This is a genomic window from Gibbsiella quercinecans, from assembly GCF_002291425.1.
Taxonomy (GTDB): Bacteria; Pseudomonadota; Gammaproteobacteria; order Enterobacterales; family Enterobacteriaceae; genus Gibbsiella; species Gibbsiella quercinecans.
In genome coordinates, this window is sequence record NZ_CP014136.1 from 4,412,257 (window position 1) to 4,429,916 (window position 17,660).

At 56.6% G+C, this 17,660-nt stretch carries 15 protein-coding genes; 13 read left to right on the plus strand and 2 right to left on the minus strand.

Annotated features, from left to right (window positions below; all coding sequences use genetic code 11):
- Nucleotides 1-23 precede the first annotated feature (23 nt).
- Nucleotides 24-623 carry a 5'-deoxynucleotidase gene (gene yfbR / locus ACN28Q_RS20165; protein WP_095847973.1) on the minus strand — a complete coding sequence of 200 codons (600 nt, stop codon included), beginning with the start codon at nt 621-623 and terminating at the stop codon, nt 24-26.
- 194 nt (nt 624-817) lie between these two features.
- On the opposite strand from yfbR, the gene ACN28Q_RS20170 reads away from it, so the two are divergent.
- On the plus strand, nt 818-1,966 hold the full coding sequence (locus ACN28Q_RS20170; RefSeq protein ID WP_095845103.1) for an integrase core domain-containing protein: 1,149 nt from the start codon (nt 818-820) through the stop codon (nt 1,964-1,966).
- An 82-nt stretch (nt 1,967-2,048) separates the two neighbouring features.
- On the opposite strand, the gene ACN28Q_RS20175 is transcribed toward ACN28Q_RS20170, so the two are convergent.
- Nucleotides 2,049-3,266 carry a pyridoxal phosphate-dependent aminotransferase gene (locus tag ACN28Q_RS20175; protein ID WP_095847974.1) on the minus strand — a complete coding sequence of 406 codons (1,218 nt, stop codon included), beginning with the start codon at nt 3,264-3,266 and terminating at the stop codon, nt 2,049-2,051.
- A gap of 749 nt (nt 3,267-4,015) precedes the next feature.
- On the opposite strand from ACN28Q_RS20175, the gene lrhA reads away from it, so the two are divergent.
- From lrhA to nuoL, 12 genes are all read left to right on the plus strand, one after another.
- A complete protein-coding gene (lrhA, locus tag ACN28Q_RS20180; RefSeq protein WP_095847975.1) occupies nt 4,016-4,951 on the plus strand; it encodes a transcriptional regulator LrhA in 936 nt (311 codons plus the stop codon).
- A gap of 688 nt (nt 4,952-5,639) precedes the next feature.
- Entirely contained in the window at nt 5,640-6,077 is a 438-nt protein-coding gene (gene nuoA / locus ACN28Q_RS20185) for an NADH-quinone oxidoreductase subunit NuoA (protein ID WP_095847976.1), read from the plus strand.
- Between the two features lie 15 nt (nt 6,078-6,092).
- A complete protein-coding gene (locus tag ACN28Q_RS20190) occupies nt 6,093-6,767 on the plus strand; it encodes a NuoB/complex I 20 kDa subunit family protein (RefSeq protein ID WP_095847977.1) in 675 nt (224 codons plus the stop codon).
- 95 nt (nt 6,768-6,862) lie between these two features.
- Nucleotides 6,863-8,668 (plus strand): NADH-quinone oxidoreductase subunit C/D, encoded by a 1,806-nt coding sequence (nuoC, locus tag ACN28Q_RS20195; RefSeq protein WP_095847978.1) that lies wholly within the window; start codon nt 6,863-6,865, stop codon nt 8,666-8,668.
- Between the two features lie 2 nt (nt 8,669-8,670).
- Nucleotides 8,671-9,222, plus strand: coding sequence for an NADH-quinone oxidoreductase subunit NuoE (gene nuoE, locus ACN28Q_RS20200; protein ID WP_230469491.1), 552 nt, complete (start codon nt 8,671-8,673; stop codon nt 9,220-9,222).
- Nucleotides 9,219-10,568: an NADH-quinone oxidoreductase subunit NuoF gene (gene nuoF, locus ACN28Q_RS20205; protein WP_095847979.1), complete on the plus strand. Its 1,350-nt coding sequence runs from the start codon at nt 9,219-9,221 to the stop codon at nt 10,566-10,568. Before nuoE ends, nuoF begins: the two co-directional genes overlap by 4 nt.
- A gap of 93 nt (nt 10,569-10,661) precedes the next feature.
- A complete protein-coding gene (gene nuoG / locus ACN28Q_RS20210; RefSeq protein WP_095849122.1) occupies nt 10,662-13,397 on the plus strand; it encodes an NADH-quinone oxidoreductase subunit NuoG in 2,736 nt (911 codons plus the stop codon).
- The gene (gene nuoH, locus ACN28Q_RS20215) at nt 13,394-14,371 is read left to right on the plus strand and encodes an NADH-quinone oxidoreductase subunit NuoH (RefSeq protein WP_095847980.1); all 978 of its coding nucleotides are present in this window, start codon (nt 13,394-13,396) and stop codon (nt 14,369-14,371) included. Before nuoG ends, nuoH begins: the two co-directional genes overlap by 4 nt.
- Before the next feature lie 15 nt (nt 14,372-14,386).
- Entirely contained in the window at nt 14,387-14,929 is a 543-nt protein-coding gene (nuoI, locus tag ACN28Q_RS20220) for an NADH-quinone oxidoreductase subunit NuoI (protein WP_095847981.1), read from the plus strand.
- Between the two features lie 14 nt (nt 14,930-14,943).
- Nucleotides 14,944-15,504 carry an NADH-quinone oxidoreductase subunit J gene (nuoJ, locus tag ACN28Q_RS20225; RefSeq protein ID WP_095847982.1) on the plus strand — a complete coding sequence of 187 codons (561 nt, stop codon included), beginning with the start codon at nt 14,944-14,946 and terminating at the stop codon, nt 15,502-15,504.
- Entirely contained in the window at nt 15,501-15,803 is a 303-nt protein-coding gene (gene nuoK / locus ACN28Q_RS20230; RefSeq protein ID WP_004936014.1) for an NADH-quinone oxidoreductase subunit NuoK, read from the plus strand. The genes nuoJ and nuoK overlap by 4 nt, the downstream gene beginning before the upstream one ends.
- Complete coding sequence (gene nuoL / locus ACN28Q_RS20235; protein ID WP_095847983.1) at nt 15,800-17,647, plus strand: NADH-quinone oxidoreductase subunit L; 1,848 nt, start codon at nt 15,800-15,802, stop codon at nt 17,645-17,647. The genes nuoK and nuoL overlap by 4 nt, the downstream gene beginning before the upstream one ends.
- Nucleotides 17,648-17,660: the final 13 nt, after the last annotated feature.

Here is a 17,660-nt window from a genome sequence, read left to right on the forward strand (position 1 = left end):
CGGCGTGCCGGGCAGAAGGTGGGTTACAACGGCGAATCCAGGCTGATTTCATCCAGCGAGAGGCTGAAGCTTGGGATGAACACCGCCATGAAGTAATCCATTTCCGGGCTGTTGCGCTGCTGTAAGGTTTTCTCTAGGCGCGCTTTGGCCAGTTTGAATTCATTGTTGCCGGCAGACAGTTCCTCCAGGCACTTCAGATAGGCGCACAGCGCATCCGCCTGCTTGACCAGATATTGTTCGTCTTCAGTGTAATAGCTGGTGTCGAGGATCGGCCGGAAATCATCCTGAAATTCTGCCGGGATCATATCCAGCAGCTTTTGCTGGGCGATTTTTTCGATCTTCTTATATTCATGGGCAATCTGCGGGTTGTAGTACTTGATCGGCGTGGGCATGTCGCCGGTGAGCACTTCACTGGCATCGTGGTACATCGCCAGCAGCGCCACGCGCTCCGCATTCAGGTTGCCATTAAACTTACGATTTTTAATCACCGTCAACGCATGGGCGACGAAGGCCACCTGCAGGCTGTGCTCGGAGACATTTTCGGTACGTACGTTACGCATCAGCGGCCAGCGGCTAATCAGTTTCAGGCGTGACAGGTGGGCAAAGAAATGGCTCTGGCTCATGGTGCTCTCTTTATAACGGCAAGTGAGAGCTACATTGTGGGCAGTAGGGGCGGGTTATGCAAATCTTGTGGTGCGATCGGGCCGGGATAAGGGGCGCAGTGCCTGTATGAACCGGGCACATGGGTAACACTTTACACCGGGCACATGGGTAACAGGTTATAACTGGCACAGTTAACGAGATAGGGAGGTTTACTGTGCCTTGGCCTGAGAGTGTTACCATGCAACGTTTGCAATTTGTCACCGCTTGTCTGAAGGGCGATACTTCTGTCGCTGAGCTATGCCGCCGTTTCAACATTAGTCGCAAAACTGGCTATAAGTGGCTGTCCCGATTTTCTCCTGATGATATTTCCTCTCTTTCTGACCATTCCCGAGCTCGCCATCATCAACTTTCCATACCGCTGCCAACGGTGGAATTGCTTCTTGAGAAGAAACAGCAGCACCCTACATGGGGCCCGGAAAAGATAAGACAATTACTTTTGAATATGGATGTTTCGGATGTGCCCGCTGCCAGTACTATTGGGGGCATATTTAAGATCCATGGCCTGACAAAAAAACGTAATCGATTGAAATACAAACCCAAACGGTCTTATGTGCTCCATAAGATAAACCAGCCAAATGATGTCTGGAGCGCGGATTTCAAAGGCAAGTTCACCCATACAACCGGACGTTGGTGTCATCCTTTCACACTGACGGATAACTACAGCAGAATGGTACTTGCCTGTGATGCCACGTATTTACCCGATGGGAAATTTGTCATTCCCTGCCTCGAGCGAGTCTTCCACGAATGTGGTTTGCCCCAGGTTCTACGCACCGATAACGGTCCACCTTTTGCCGGTGCCGGGCTGTGGGGATTAAGCCAGATGTCTATCTGGCTAATCAAATGTGGTGTTACTCCCGAGCGAATTCGCCCAGGGAAACCGACAGAGAATGGACGTCATGAAAGAATGCACAGAACAATGAAAGAGGGAATGAAACAGTGTCATAAATTTGCCTCTCTGGAGGAACAACAGACATGGCTAAACACATGGAGAAAAGAATTTAATGAAGTTCGGCCACATAAGGCTCTGGGAGGAAAAACGCCCCAATCAGTCTGGTGTCCTTCCCCCCGGATTTATACTGGGGCACAAAAGGAGATGCCGGTACCAAAGGGGGCGAAGTTACTGCGTGTGGAAGTGAAAGGTGATTTATGGTTCAACGGCCGACGAATCTTCCTATCGGAGGCCCTCAGGTATGAATGGGTGTGGATGAAAGAAGTTGACGATGACACGGACGAAATAGGGTTCGGGGAGTTGGTATTGGCCCGGTACGATAGACAGAACCATCGTATAATCCGGGCTGATTAAAGAATAAATGCGTTACCTATGAGGCTGGTCAGATCTGTAACCTATGTGCCCGGTTCATACATGCCTGCGCCCCTGTGCGGAGTTACAGCTGGCGGTAGTGTTCCAGGAAACGCCCCAGCTTGCCAACGGCCATTTCCAGATCGTCAACGCGCGGCAGGGTGACAATGCGTACGTGATCCGGGTAAGGCCAGTTGAAGGCGCTGCCCTGCACCAACAGCACTTTCTCCTGCAGCAGCAGATCCAGCACCATTTTTTGGTCGTCGTGGATGTTAAAGCGCTTGGCATCGATACGCGGGAACATATACAGCGCCCCCTGGGGTTTCACGCAAGAGACGCCGGGGATGTCGTTGAGCAATTCCCAGGTACGGTTGCGCTGTTCATACAGGCGGCCGCCTGGCTGAATGAATTCGCTGATGCTCTGATAGCCGCCCAGCGCCGTCTGGATAGCGTGCTGCATCGGGACGTTGGCGCACAGGCGCATCGAGGCCAGCATTTCCAGCCCTTCAATGTAACCTTTGGCGTGTTTTTTCGGCCCGTTGAGCACCATCCAGCCTTGACGGAAGCCCGCGACGCGGTAGGTCTTGGACAGCCCGTTAAAGGTGACGGTGAGTAAATCCGGCGCTAGCGCGGCGATCGAATGGTGTTCCGCTTCATCGTAGAGGATCTTGTCGTAGATCTCGTCGGCGAAGATGATCAGATTATGCTCGCGGGCAATATCGACGATCTGTTCCAGCAACGCCTTGCTGTACACCGCGCCGGTCGGGTTGTTCGGGTTGATGATTACGATGCCGCGGGTGCGCGGGGTGATCTTGCTGCGGATATCGTCCAGATCGGGGAACCAGCCGGCCTGCTCATCGCACAGATAGTGCACCGCATTGCCGCTGGAAAGCGAAACCGCAGCGGTCCACAGCGGGTAATCGGGCGCCGGCACCAGCATCTCGTCACCGCTGTTGAGTAGCGCTTGCATCGACTGGACGATCAGTTCAGAAACGCCGTTGCCGATATAAATATCTTCCACGGTCACTTCACGCATGCCGCGCGCCTGGTAGTGCTGCATGATCGCCTTACGGGCGGAATACAGCCCTTTGGAATCGCAATAGCCCTGCGCCGTAGGCAGGTTGCGGATCACGTCGACCAGGATTTCATCCGGGGCTTCAAAGCCGAAAGGCGCGGGGTTGCCGATGTTCAGTTTGAGGACTTTGTTGCCTTCTTCTTCAAGGCGTTTTGCTTCTTTAAGCACCGGACCGCGAATGTCATAACAGACGTTGTCCAGTTTGCTGGATTTCTCAATGGGGGACATAGAATGTTGAGCCTTATTACTGGAAGCGGGGGCTCCTACCGTGGAACTCCGCAATCCGCACAATGTACTCCTGCCGCCGGTGCTTTTGAAGAGTTCCAGGCACCTTCGACGTAAAAAATCTGCCAAAAGCGCGACTGTAGCGATGATAAGTCTGAATGAATTTATTTTATGGTTATAATCACCAATATTACGCCTATTTTGGGTTGTTTTCTGCGGCGTTGCTGGTGCGGCGGGCTGGAGGCGGCGCTATAGTCCTCGCTGGCAAAGTATGAGAGAATACTTAATTACATTAATATAATTTAACTATTTAGAGTTATATTAATTGCTGTAGACGCTATCGTGTGCCGGATCGTAAACGGTTATTCATTGAATCGGCGGCGTTGGCCGGCCGTTATGGCGATTCCTTTTTCGTTGTCGCTGCCTGAAGAATCTCTGCCGGTGCGGCGATCATCCGGTTTTTGGCGCCGTTGCGCACGAATAGCATGGAAAAAGGGGCAGACAACTACGTAAAATCCTTTTGATAACGTATTGTTAATGGTTTTGAGCGTGTATGTATCGGCATTTGATAAGTAATATCGATATGTTTTAGCGCAAAAGGCGATGGAGGTAACGAAATATAAGTAATTTTTTTGCCCTCCACTTATGAGTGGGGTACTGTCATATCTGGCGCCGTCCCTTTAAACGGCGTCTTAGAAATACACCAGGGTAGTTTTATAAATTAATAGAATTCAAAAAGTGAAGAACACACTATGACAAATGCAAATCGTCCGATACTTAATCTCGACCTCGATCTGCTAAGGACATTTGTGGCTGTTGCTGATTTAAATACTTTTGCCGCCGCGGCCGTCGCCGTGTGCCGAACACAGTCAGCAGTCAGTCAACAAATGCAGCGGTTAGAGCAATTGGTTGGCAAGGAACTGTTTGCCCGCCATGGCCGTAACAAGTTGTTGACGGAACACGGCATTCAGCTTCTTGGTTATGCCAGGAAAATCCTGCGCTTTAACGATGAAGCCTGTGCCTCATTGATGTACAACAATATCAAGGGTGTCCTGACGATTGGCGCGTCTGATGATACTGCCGATACCATCCTGCCTTTTTTGCTCAACCGCGTGACGTCCGTCTATCCCAAGCTGGCGATTGATGTGCGGGTGAAACGCAGCCCATTTATGATCGATATGCTGAAAACCGGTGAGGTCGATCTTGCCATCACCACCGTCGATGCCGAAGGGCACCCACATATTGTGCTGCGCACGTCGCCGACGCTGTGGTATTGCTCTGCGGATTACCGCTATCAGCAGGGTGAGCCGATCCCGCTGGTGGTGCTTGACGAACCCAGCCCGTTCCGCGCTATGGCGATCAAGCATCTGGACGAAGCTGGCATCCCCTGGCGTATCGCCTATGTGGCTTCCACGCTTTCCGCCGTGCGTGCGGCATGTAAGGCGGGCCTGGGCGTGACAGCCCGGCCGATCGAAATGATGAGCCCGGATCTGCGCGTGCTGGGCTCCTCCGAAGGGTTGCCGCCGTTGCCGGATACGCAGTATGTCTTGTGCAAGGACACGCAGTGTGAGAATGAGCTGGCAATGGCCATTTTCCGCGCGGTGCAAAATGGTAACGATAGCTATAGCTTCACCAGTGCCGATGTGGGCACCAAGGATGATAGCGGCGCCGCCGATGCGGATGAGTAACACCCGATTTATTTTCTGGTAACACATAGCCGTGATTACGCGAATGCCAGCCGGGGTAAAACCGGCTGGCATTTTTTATGCCTGTAACCCCATTTCCCGCCTATAGCCTGCCAGCCAGCAACATTCCCCGTTCGTGGTGTTAATCGCCTGTTCCGTTTGTTTTTCATTCATGAGACAAGCAAGTAAAAACCTGGAGTTAGTGTGGGTATTTTGCTATTTTCATTCGCGCCATCGCGTTGGGCGAAAATTGATAAGCATTGCCAATGCCTGGCATGGCTGGGGCGGTTTTTTTGCTGGAAACGTGTCTTGGATCAAAAAAATACCCCTAGGTAGTGAGTGGAAACACGGGGGTTTCTTGAGAAAATGTTAGACTAAAACCTGAATATTAATGTTGGTTTATTCCTGTTGGTCGCTATACCGCCGTTGACTGACACGATTTAGCCTAACCAAGACGCATTAAGTGTTAATAAATTGCTATATATGTGAATTAACGTGAGGAATCTTTTGTTAAAGTTGACAAAAGGTTATGAAAAGGAGTAAAAAACCACATTAAAATCACTGTCTAATGTGATCTAAATGCAGTTTTTTATTGTGGTTATTTATCCTTCCCTTGAATCGATGCGATGCGCTAACTGCCAGCTATAAGAGCAGGATGTCCGACACCGCTTTTGATGAGTAAGCAAAGAGTATGTCAACAACCACTGAAGTTATCGCCCATCACTGGGCGTTTGCCGTATTTCTTGTCGTAGCTATCGGGCTATGCGGCCTCATGCTGCTGGGGGCGTTTTTCCTCGGCGGAAGAGCCAGAGCTCGTGCCAAAAATACCCCTTATGAATCAGGGATCGACTCCGTCGGGTCGGCGCGTTTGCGCCTTTCCGCCAAGTTTTACCTGGTCGCCATGTTCTTCGTTATTTTCGACGTTGAAGCCTTATACCTGTACGCCTGGTCGGTCTCTATTCGTGAGAGCGGCTGGTTGGGTTTTGTCGAAGCCACCATCTTCATTCTGGTGCTTTTGGCCGGCCTATTTTATCTGGTGCGCATTGGCGCGCTGGACTGGACGCCGGCACGTTCCAAGCGTCAGGTCAAACCAGGCACCATTACTAACAGCAACAGTCATCCGCAGTAACAGCGAGGCATTAACATGGACTATACGCTCACCCGCATAGACCCGAACGGTGAGAATGACCGTTACCCCCTGCAAAAGCAGGAGATCGTCAGCGATCCTCTGGAGCAGCAGGTTCACCGTACGGTTTACATGGGTAAACTCGAGCATGCGTTGCATGACATGGTGAACTGGGGGCGTAAAAACTCTCTTTGGCCTTATAACTTTGGCCTTTCTTGTTGCTATGTGGAAATGGTGACCTCCTTTACTGCCGTTCACGACGTGGCGCGCTTCGGTGCTGAAGTGCTGCGCGCCTCTCCGCGCCAGGCGGATTTCATGGTGGTGGCCGGCACCTGCTTTACCAAGATGGCGCCGGTTATTCAGCGCCTGTATGAGCAGATGCTGGAGCCGAAATGGGTGATCTCAATGGGCGCCTGCGCCAATTCCGGCGGCATGTACGACATTTATTCCGTGGTGCAGGGCGTCGACAAATTCCTGCCGGTTGACGTGTATATCCCCGGTTGCCCGCCGCGCCCGGAGGCCTACATGCAGGCGCTGCTGCTGCTGCAGGAGTCCATCGGCAAAGAACGCCGCCCGTTGTCATGGGTGGTCGGCGATCAGGGCGTGTACCGCGCCAATATGCAGTCTGAAAGGGAACGTAAGCACGGCGAACGCATCGCGGTGACTAACCTTCGCACGCCCGACGAGATTTAAGCGTGCGGATGAATACCGACCTTGTTGCGCCGGTTCGGTAACCAAGAGCAGTTAAGCTTGCAATAAAAATGACCATTTAACGTGGTGAAAAAATTATGACAGATTTAACGACGCACGACGCCCAGACTGCCCGTCCTGTATGGGAAACCCGCGATCATCTTGATGATCCGGTGATTGGCGAACTGCGCAACCGTTTTGGGCCGGAAGCCTTTACTGTTCAGCCCACCCGCACCGGCATACCCGTGGTATGGGTGAAGGTTGAACAGCTGCTGGAAGTAATGACGTTTTTAAGAAAATTGCCGAAGCCGTACGTTATGCTGTTCGATCTGCACGGCATGGACGAACGCTTGCGCACCCACCGCCAGGGCCTGCCGGCGGCGGACTTCTCCGTTTTCTATCATTTGATCTCCATCGATCGCAACCGCGACATCATGCTGAAAGTGGCGCTGTCGGAAAAACATCTGCACGTGCCCACCGTGACCCAAATCTTCCCCAACGCCAACTGGTATGAGCGTGAAACCTGGGAGATGTTCGGCATTACCTTTGACGGCCACCCGCACCTGACGCGCATCATGATGCCGAAGACCTGGGAAGGCCATCCGTTACGCAAGGACTACCCAGCGCGCGCCACGGAATTCGATCCCTTTGTGTTGACCAAACAGAAAGAAGATCTGGAAATGGAGGCCTTGACCTTCAAACCGGAAGAGTGGGGCATGAAGCGCGGCACCGAGAACGAGGACTTTATGTTCCTTAACCTCGGCCCTAACCACCCGTCCTCGCACGGCGCGTTCCGAATCATCCTCCAGTTGGACGGTGAAGACATCGTCGACTGCGTGCCGGATATCGGCTACCACCACCGCGGCGCCGAGAAAATGGGCGAACGCCAGTCGTGGCACAGCTACATCCCCTATACCGATCGCATCGAATACCTGGGCGGCTGCGTCAACGAAATGCCGTACGTGCTGGCGGTTGAGAAACTGGCCGGTATCGTGGTGCCGGATCGCGTCAACACCATCCGCGTGATGTTGTCGGAGCTGTTCCGTATCAACAGCCACTTGCTGTACATCAGCACCTTTATCCAGGACGTCGGCGCAATGACCCCGGTGTTCTTCGCCTTTACCGATCGCCAGAAAATCTACGATCTGGTGGAAGCGATCACCGGGTTCCGTATGCACCCGGCCTGGTTCCGTATCGGCGGCGTGGCGCACGATCTGCCGAAAGGCTGGGATCGCCTGCTGCGTGATTTCCTCGACTGGATGCCGAAGCGCCTGGATTCCTACGTGAAGGCGGCGTTGCAGAACAGCATCCTCAAGGGCCGTTCCGTTGGCGTGGCTTCCTACAACGCCAAAGAGGCGTTGGCTTGGGGCGTTACCGGCGCTGGTTTGCGCGCGACCGGTATTTCCTTCGACGTGCGTAAATGGCGGCCTTATTCCGGCTATGAAAACTTCGATTTTGACGTGCCGATCGGCGATGGCAACAGCGATTGCTACACCCGCGTCATGTTGAAAGTGGAAGAGCTGCGCCAGAGCCTGCGTATTCTTGAACAGTGCCTGAACAACATGCCGGAAGGGCCGTTCAAGGCCGATCATCCGTTGACGACGCCGCCGCCGAAAGAGCGCACGCTGCAGCACATTGAAACGCTGATTACCCACTTCCTGCAGGTTTCCTGGGGGCCGGTGATGCCGGCGAACGAATCATTCCAGATGGTTGAAGCCACGAAAGGGATCAACAGCTACTACCTGACCAGCGACGGCAGCACCATGAGCTATCGCACCCGGGTACGCACGCCGAGCTTTGCGCATTTGCAGCAAATCCCAGCGGTGATCCGCGGCAGCCTGGTTTCCGACCTGATCGTTTATCTGGGTAGTATCGATTTTGTCATGTCAGATGTGGACCGCTAACTATGCACTCTCAAAAAGATACTCACGTGAGTCACGATGCGCCAGAGCCGATTGATGCCGCGCCTTTGCCGCACGGCACCGAGGCCTTTGCGCTGAGCGCTGAAGAACGTGATGCGATAGAGCAGGAAAAGCACCATTACGAAGATCCGCGCGCCGCGTCGATTGAAGCCTTGAAGATCGTGCAGAAAAAACACGGTTGGGTGCCGGACGGCGCGATATACGCCATCGCCGATGTGCTGGGTATCCCGGCCAGCGATGTCGAAGGCGTGGCCACGTTCTATAGCCAGATTTTCCGCCAGCCGGTGGGGCGCCACGTCATCCGCTACTGCGACAGCGTGGTTTGCCACATCAACGGTTATCAGGGCATTCAGGCCGCGCTGGAGAAAAAGCTCAACATCAAGCCAGGGCAAACCACCTTTGACGGCCGGTTTACGCTGCTACCGACCTGCTGCCTGGGGAACTGCGACAAAGGCCCGAATATGATGATCGATGAGGATACCCATGCTCATCTGACGCCGGAAAACGTGGTCGAACTATTGGAGCGGTATAAATGATTGATATCAAACGTACTGCCGAAATGCACCCGCTGACCTGGCGGCTGCGCGACGATCACCAGCCGGTGTGGCTGGATGAGTACCGCAGCAAAAACGGTTATGCCGGGGCGGAAAAAGCGCTCAAGGGCTTGGCGCCGGAAGAGATCGTCAATCAGGTGAAAGACGCCGGCCTGAAAGGCCGTGGTGGTGCAGGGTTCTCCACCGGCTTGAAATGGAGCCTGATGCCGAAAGACGAATCCATGAACATCCGTTACCTGCTGTGTAACGCTGATGAAATGGAGCCGGGCACCTATAAAGACCGTCTGCTGATGGAGCAACTGCCACACCTGTTGGTGGAAGGCATGTTGATCTCCGCCTTCGCGCTGAAGGCCTACCGCGGCTACATCTTCCTGCGCGGTGAATACGTGGAGGCGGCCAAACATCTGCGCCGCGCCATCGCCGAAGCCACCGAAGCGGGCTTCCTGGGTAAAAACATCCTGGGCAGCGGCTTTGATCTGGAGCTGTTTGTTCACACTGGCGCCGGCCGTTACATCTGCGGCGAAGAAACCGCGCTGATCAACTCGCTGGAAGGGCGCCGCGCCAACCCGCGCTCCAAACCGCCGTTCCCGGCCTCTGCCGGCGTGTGGGGCAAACCGACCTGCGTCAACAACGTAGAAACCCTGTGCAACGTGCCGGCCATCCTGGCTAACGGCGTGGAGTGGTACCAGGGGATTTCCGCCGGCAAAAGCAACGATGCCGGCACCAAGCTGATGGGATTCTCCGGCCGGGTGAAAAACCCCGGCGTCTGGGAACTGCCGTTTGGCACCACGGCGCGCGAAATTCTGGAAGATTACGCCGGCGGTATGCGCGACGGCCTGAAGTTCAAAGCCTGGCAGCCGGGCGGCGCCGGCACCGACTTCCTGACGGCGGATCACCTCGATCTGCCAATGGATTTCGAGCACATCGGCAAAGCCGGCAGCCGTCTGGGGACGGCGTTGGCCATGGCGGTGGATCACGAAATCGGCATGGTGTCGTTGGTGCGTAATCTGGAAGAGTTTTTCGCCCGTGAATCCTGCGGCTGGTGTACGCCGTGCCGCGACGGCCTGCCGTGGAGCGTCAAGATCCTGCGGGCGCTGGAAAAAGGCGAAGGGCAACCCGGGGATATCGAAACCCTTGAGCAGCTTTGCCGCTTCCTGGGCCCGGGCAAAACCTTCTGCGCCCACGCGCCAGGTGCCGTAGAGCCACTGCAAAGCGCAATTAAATATTTCCGTGACGAGTTCGAAGCGGGCATCGCCGTGCAGCACTTTAGCAATGCACATGCGATCGGCGGTATTCAGCCGAACAACTTGCTGAAGCAACGCTGGTAAACAGCCGCTTCCGGGCGCGCTGAGCGCGCCTTGCACGGCCGAATTTTTGATTAACGCCTGTCGTAAGGCAGGCCACTTGGAAGCATGCTGACTATGGCTACGATTCATGTAGACGGCAAAGAATACGACGTCGACGGAGCAGACAACCTGTTGCAGGCTTGTCTCTCTCTTGGCCTTGATATTCCTTACTTTTGCTGGCACCCGGCGCTCGGCAGCGTCGGCGCTTGCCGCCAATGTGCGGTGAAGCAATATCAAAACGCGGAAGATACGCGCGGCCGTTTGGTGATGTCCTGTATGACGCCGGCAGCCGATGGTACCTTTATTTCCATCGACGATGCCGAAGCGAAACAGTTCCGTGAAAGCGTGGTTGAGTGGCTGATGACCAACCACCCGCACGATTGCCCGGTGTGTGAAGAAGGCGGCAACTGCCACCTGCAGGATATGACGGTAATGACCGGGCACAGTTTCCGCCGTTATCGCTTTACCAAACGCACCCACCAGAACCAGGAACTGGGGCCGTTCATTTCCCACGAAATGAACCGTTGCATCGCCTGTTACCGCTGCGTGCGCTATTACAAAGATTATGCCGACGGCACGGATTTTGGCGTTTACGGCGCCCACGACAACGTCTACTTCGGCCGCCCGGAAAGCGGCGTGCTGGAAAGCGAGTTTTCCGGCAACCTGGTGGAAGTGTGCCCGACCGGCGTGTTCACCGACAAAACCCATTCCGAACGCTACAACCGCAAATGGGACATGCAGTTTGCGCCCAGCATCTGCCAGCAGTGCAGCATCGGCTGTAATACCAGCCCGGGCGAGCGCTATGGCGAGCTGCGCCGCATCGAAAACCGCTACAACGGCAGCGTTAACCACTACTTCCTGTGCGATCGCGGGCGTTTCGGTTACGGCTACGTCAACCTGAAAGACCGTCCGCGCCAGCCGCAGCAGCGCCGCGGCGAAGATTGGATCACGCTGAACGCCGAGCAAGCGATGCAGGGGGCGGCGGACATTCTGCGCCAGGCGAAGAAGACCATCGGTATCGGCTCGCCGCGCGCCAGCCTGGAAAGCAACTTTGCGCTGCGTGAACTGGTCGGGGCGGAAAACTTCTACACCGGTATCGCCAGCGCCGAACAGCGCCGGCTGGCGCTGATGCTGAACGTGCTGCAAAACAGCGGCGTTTATACCCCGGCCCTGCGCGAAATCGAAAGCTACGACGCCGTGCTGATCCTGGGCGAAGATCTGACCCAAACCGGCGCGCGCATTGCGTTGGCGGTGCGCCAGGCAGTGAAAGGCAAAGCCCGGGCGATGGCGGCGGCGCAGCGCGTCGCCGACTGGCAGATTGCGGCGGTGCAGAACATCGGCCAGCACGCCAAGCACCCGCTGTTCGTCACCAACGTGGATAACACCCGCCTGGACGACATTGCGGCCTGGAACTACCGGGCGCCGGTGGATGAGCAGGCTCGGCTGGGCTTCGCCATCGCCCATGCGCTGGATGCGGTGGCGCCGGCCGTCAGCGATCTGGCCGCCGGGCTGGATAAGAAAATCGACGTTATCGTGCAGGCGCTGGCCGGTGCGCAGAAACCGCTGATCGTGACCGGCAGCAACGCCGGCAGCGAAGCGATTATCGAAGCCGCCGCCAATATCGCCAAAGCGCTGAAAGGGCGCGGAGTTGACGTTGGCATCACCTTCGTCGCCAGCGCCGCCAACAGTATGGGCCTGGCCATGATGGGCGGCGGGGCGCTTGACGACGCTCTGGCGCTGTTGGCCGAGGGTAGCGCTGATACGGCGATCGTGATGGAAAACGATCTGTACCGCCATGCGCCAGCGGAGAAGGTGGATGCCGCGCTGGCGCAGGTCAATAACCTGATCGTGGCCGATCATCAACGCACCGCCATTATGGAAAAGGCCGATTTAATCCTGTCTGCGGCCAGCTTTGCTGAAAGCGACGGCACCCTGATTAACCAGGAAGGCCGCGCTCAACGCTTCTTCCAGGTGTACGATCCCGCCTACTACGACGATGCCGGGAAAAACGTGCGCAGCATTATGCTGGAAAGCTGGCGCTGGCTGCACTCGCTGCACTCCACCTATACCAGCCGCCAGGTCGACTGGACGCAGCTCGATCATGTGATCGATGCCTGCGCCGAGGCGCTGCCGCAGTTGAAAGGTATGGTGGATGCCGCGCCGGACGCCACGTTCCGCATTCGCGGCCAGAAGCTGGCGCGTTCACCGCACCGTTACAGCGGCCGCACGGCGATGCGCGCGAATATCAGCGTGCACGAGCCGCGCCAGCCGCAGGATAAAGACACGATGTTTGCTTTCTCGATGGAAGGGAACAACAGCCCGCTGGCCGACCGCCAGCAGATCCCATTCGCCTGGGCGCCAGGCTGGAACTCACCGCAAGCCTGGAACAAATTCCAGGCCGAAGTGGGCGGCAAGCTGCGCCATGGCGATCCGGGCGTGCGGCTGATTGAAGCGGGGGAGGGCAGCCTGGATTATTTCACCCAGGTGCCGGCCGCGTTCAACGCCGAGGGTTGGCGCGTGGCGCCGTATTACCACCTGTTCGGCAGCGATGAGATGTCGCAGCGTTCCCCGGTGATTCAGCAGCGTATGCCGCAGGCCTACGTGGCGGTTAATCCGGCGGACGCGGCACAGCTGGGCGTTAACGCTGGCGCGATGGTGGAGTTTAACTGCGCCGGCCAGCAGTTGCGCCTGCCGGTGCGCCTGAGCGAAGGCCTTGCGCCGGGCCAGCTTGGCCTGCCGTTGGGGCTGCCGGGGATCCCGCCGGTGCTGGTAGGGACGAAGGTTGAGAATCTGCGGGAGGCGGCACGATGAGCTGGTTAACCCCTGAGGTGATCGCCATTCTGATCGCCATCCTGAAAGCGGTAGTCATTCTGTTGGTCGTGGTGACCTGCGGGGCATTCATGAGCTTTGGCGAACGCCGTCTGCTCGGGCTGTTCCAGAACCGTTACGGGCCAAACCGTGTCGGCTGGGGCGGTTCCCTGCAGCTGGTCGCCGATATGATCAAAATGTTCTTCAAAGAGGATTGGGTGCCGGCGTTCTCTGACCGGGTGATTTTCACCCTGGCGCCGATGATCGCCTTCACCTCTTTGTTGCTGTCGTTTGCCATTGTGCCGGTCAGCCCGACCTGGGCGGTGTCCGATCTTAACATTGGTATTTTGTTCTTCCTGATGATGGCGGGCCTGGCAGTGTATGCCGTGCTGTTTGCCGGCTGGTCAAGCAATAACAAATACTCGCTGTTGGGGGCAATGCGTGCTTCGGCGCAAACCCTGAGCTATGAAGTGTTCATCGGGCTGTCGCTGATGGGCGTGGTGGCGCAGGCCGGCTCCTTCAATATGCAGGCGATAGTGGAGTCGCAGGCGCACCTGTGGAATGTGATCCCGCAGTTCTTCGGCTTCCTGACCTTTGCCATCGCCGGCGTTGCGGTGTGCCACCGCCACCCGTTTGACCAACCGGAAGCGGAACAGGAGCTGGCGGACGGTTACCATATTGAATATTCCGGCATGAAGTTCGGCCTGTTCTTCGTCGGGGAATACATCGGTATCGTGACCGTTTCGGCCCTGATTGTGACGCTGTTCTTTGGCGGCTGGCATGGCCCGTTCCTGCCGCCGTTTATCTGGTTTGCGCTGAAAACGGCGTTCTTCATGATGATGTTCATTCTGATCCGCGCCGCGCTGCCGCGCCCGCGCTATGACCAAGTGATGGCCTTCGGCTGGAAGATCTGCCTGCCGTTAACGCTGCTGAACCTGCTGGCGACCGCCGCGGTCATTTTGTATAACGCGAATTAAAGGGGTGAATGAACCATGACATTGAAAGAGTTAGTGGTTGGTTTCGCCACCCAGGTGCGCAGCATTTGGATGATTGGCCTGCATGCCTTTGCCAAACGTGAAACCCGCATGTATCCGGAAGAACCGGTTTATCTGCCGCCGCGTTACCGCGGCCGTATCGTGCTCACGCGCGATCCGGACGGCGAGGAGCGATGCGTTGCCTGTAACCTGTGTGCGGTAGCGTGCCCGGTAGGCTGCATCTCGCTGCAAAAGGCCGAGATGAAAGACGGCCGCTGGTATCCGGAATTTTTCCGCATCAACTTCTCACGCTGCATTTTCTGCGGGCTGTGCGAGGAAGCCTGCCCGACGACGGCCATCCAGCTCACGCCGGATTTTGAGATGGGGGAATTCAAACGCCAGGATCTGGTGTATGAAAAGACGGATTTGTTGATCTCGGGTCCGGGTAAATATCCGGAATATAACTTCTACCGGATGGCCGGTATGGCGATTGACGGCAAAGCCAAAGGCGAAGCCGAAAACGAAGCCAAGCCGATTGACGTCAAAGGTCTATTGCCCTAAGGAGCAAGCTGAGCATGGAAATTGCCTTTTATCTGGCAGGTCTGATTGCGGTTCTCGCGACGCTTCGCGTGATTACGCACACCAACCCTGTGCATGCGCTGCTGTACCTGATCGTTTCATTACTGGCGATTGCGGCAGTCTTTTTCTCGCTGGGCGCCTATTTTGCCGGCGCGCTGGAAATCATCGTCTACGCGGGCGCCATTATGGTGCTGTTCGTGTTCGTGGTGATGATGCTGAACCTGGGCAGTGCGGTGCAGCAGCAGGAACGCGAATGGCTGCGGCCGGTGGTCTGGATCGGCCCCGGCGTGCTGTCGCTGTTGCTGTTGGCGGTATTGATTGTGGCCATTCGCAGCGTGTCCGATCAGGGCATCAGCGGCGATATGGTGGATGCCAAAGCGGTGGGGATCAGCCTGTTCGGCCCTTACGTGCTGGCGGTTGAACTGGCCTCAATGCTGCTGTTGGCGGGGTTGGTTGTTGCCTTCCACATTGGCCGTGAACACAAACCGGGCGAGGTATTGAGCAATGCCACCGCCGGTGGCGAAATGGCGAGAAGAAAATCGGAGGAACAAGCATGATCCCTCTCCAACATGGTTTGATCCTGGCGGCGATTCTGTTTGTGCTTGGGCTGACCGGGCTGCTGGTGCGCCGCAACCTGCTGTTTATGCTGATCAGCCTTGAAGTGATGATTAACGCCGCGGCGTTGGCGTTTATCGTGGCGGGAAGCTACTGGGGCCAGGCGGACGGGCAGGTGATGTATATCCTGGCGATCAGCCTGGCGGCGGCCGAAGCCAGCATTGGCCTGGCGCTGCTGCTCCAGCTTTACCGTCGCCGTCACACCCTGAATATTGATACAGTCAGTGAGATGCGCGGATGAACCTATTATATTTAACTATTCTGCTACCGCTGATCGGGTTTCTGCTGTTGGCATTCTCCCGCGGCCGCTGGTCCGAAAACACATCGGCGACCATCGGCGTGGGTTCCGTCGGCTTGGCGGCACTGGTAACGGTGTTTGTGGCCATCGGTTTTCTTGGTCAACAAGCCACCGGCGCGCAGGTGTTCGAGCAAAGCCTGTGGAACTGGATGGCCGTCGGCAACTTCAATATCGGCTTTAACCTGGCGCTGGATGGCCTGTCGCTGACGATGCTGGGGGTTGTGACCGGCGTCGGCTTCTTCATCCACATGTTCGCTTCCTGGTACATGCGCGGCGAAGAAGGCTATTCGCGTTTCTTTGCCTACACCAACCTGTTTATCGCCAGCATGGTGGTATTGGTACTGGCGGATAACCTGTTGCTGATGTACCTGGGCTGGGAAGGCGTGGGCCTGTGCAGCTATCTGTTGATCGGCTTCTATTACAAAGATCCGCACAACGGCGCGGCGGCCATGAAGGCGTTTATCGTCACCCGCGTCGGTGATGTGTTCCTGGCCTTCGCACTGTTCATTCTCTACCACGAGCTGGGCACGCTGAACTTCCGTGAGCTGATAGTGCTGGCGCCGCAAAAACTGGCAGTGGGCGATCCGGCCATCACCTGGGCGGCGCTGATGCTGCTGGGCGGGGCGGTGGGTAAATCTGCCCAGTTGCCGCTGCAAACCTGGCTGGCGGACGCGATGGCCGGCCCAACGCCGGTGTCCGCGTTGATCCACGCCGCCACCATGGTGACCGCGGGCGTTTACCTGATCGCCCGTACGCATGGCCTGTTCCTGATGGCGCCGGAAGTGCTGCACCTGGTGGGGATCGTTGGGGCGGTGACCTTGCTGCTGGCCGGCTTTGCCGCGCTGGTGCAAACCGACATCAAACGCGTGCTTGCCTATTCCACCATGAGCCAGATCGGCTATATGTTCCTGGCGCTGGGCGTGCAGGCGTGGGACGCGGCGATTTTCCACCTGATGACGCACGCGTTCTTCAAAGCGCTGCTGTTCCTGTCTTCCGGTTCGGTGATTCTGGCCTGCCACCACGAGCAGAACATTTTCAAAATGGGCGGCCTGCGCAAGAGCATTCCGCTGGTCTACGTGTGCTTCCTGGTGGGGGGCGCGGCGCTGTCGGCGCTGCCGCTGATTACCGCCGGCTTCTTCAGTAAGGATGAAATTCTGGCGGGGGCGATGGCCAACGGCCATATCAACCTGATGCTGGCGGGGCTGATCGGCGCGTTTATGACGTCGCTGTACACCTTCCGGATGATTTTCATCGTGTTCCATGGCGAAGAAAAAATCAAAGCGCACGCGGGGCGGGGGATTACCCACCACCTGCCGCTGCTGGTTCTGCTGGTGTTGTCCACCTTTGTCGGGGCGCTGATTGTGCCGCCATTGCAAGGGGTGCTGCCGGAAAGGGCCGAGCTGGCGCACGGTTCCATGCTGACGTTGGAAATCACCTCCGGCATCGTCGCCATTATCGGCATCGTGCTGGCGGCCGTCTTGTGGCTCGGCAAACGTAGCCTGGTCAATAGCGTGGCGGCTAGCGCGCCGGGCCGTTTCTTCTCCGTCTGGTGGTTCCATGCCTGGGGCTTTGACTGGTTGTACGACAAACTGTTCGTCAGGCCGTATCTGGGAATCGCCCGTTTGCTGCAGCGCGATCCGCTGGACCGCCTGATGAATCTGCCAGCCGTGTTCGCCCGCTTCGGGAATCGTGGCCTGACGGTATCGGAGAATGGTCAGGTGCGGTGGTATATCGCATCGATGGGTGTGGGTGCAGTGGTCGTCTTGGCGCTGTTGATTTGGGTTTAACGAATAATTTAAA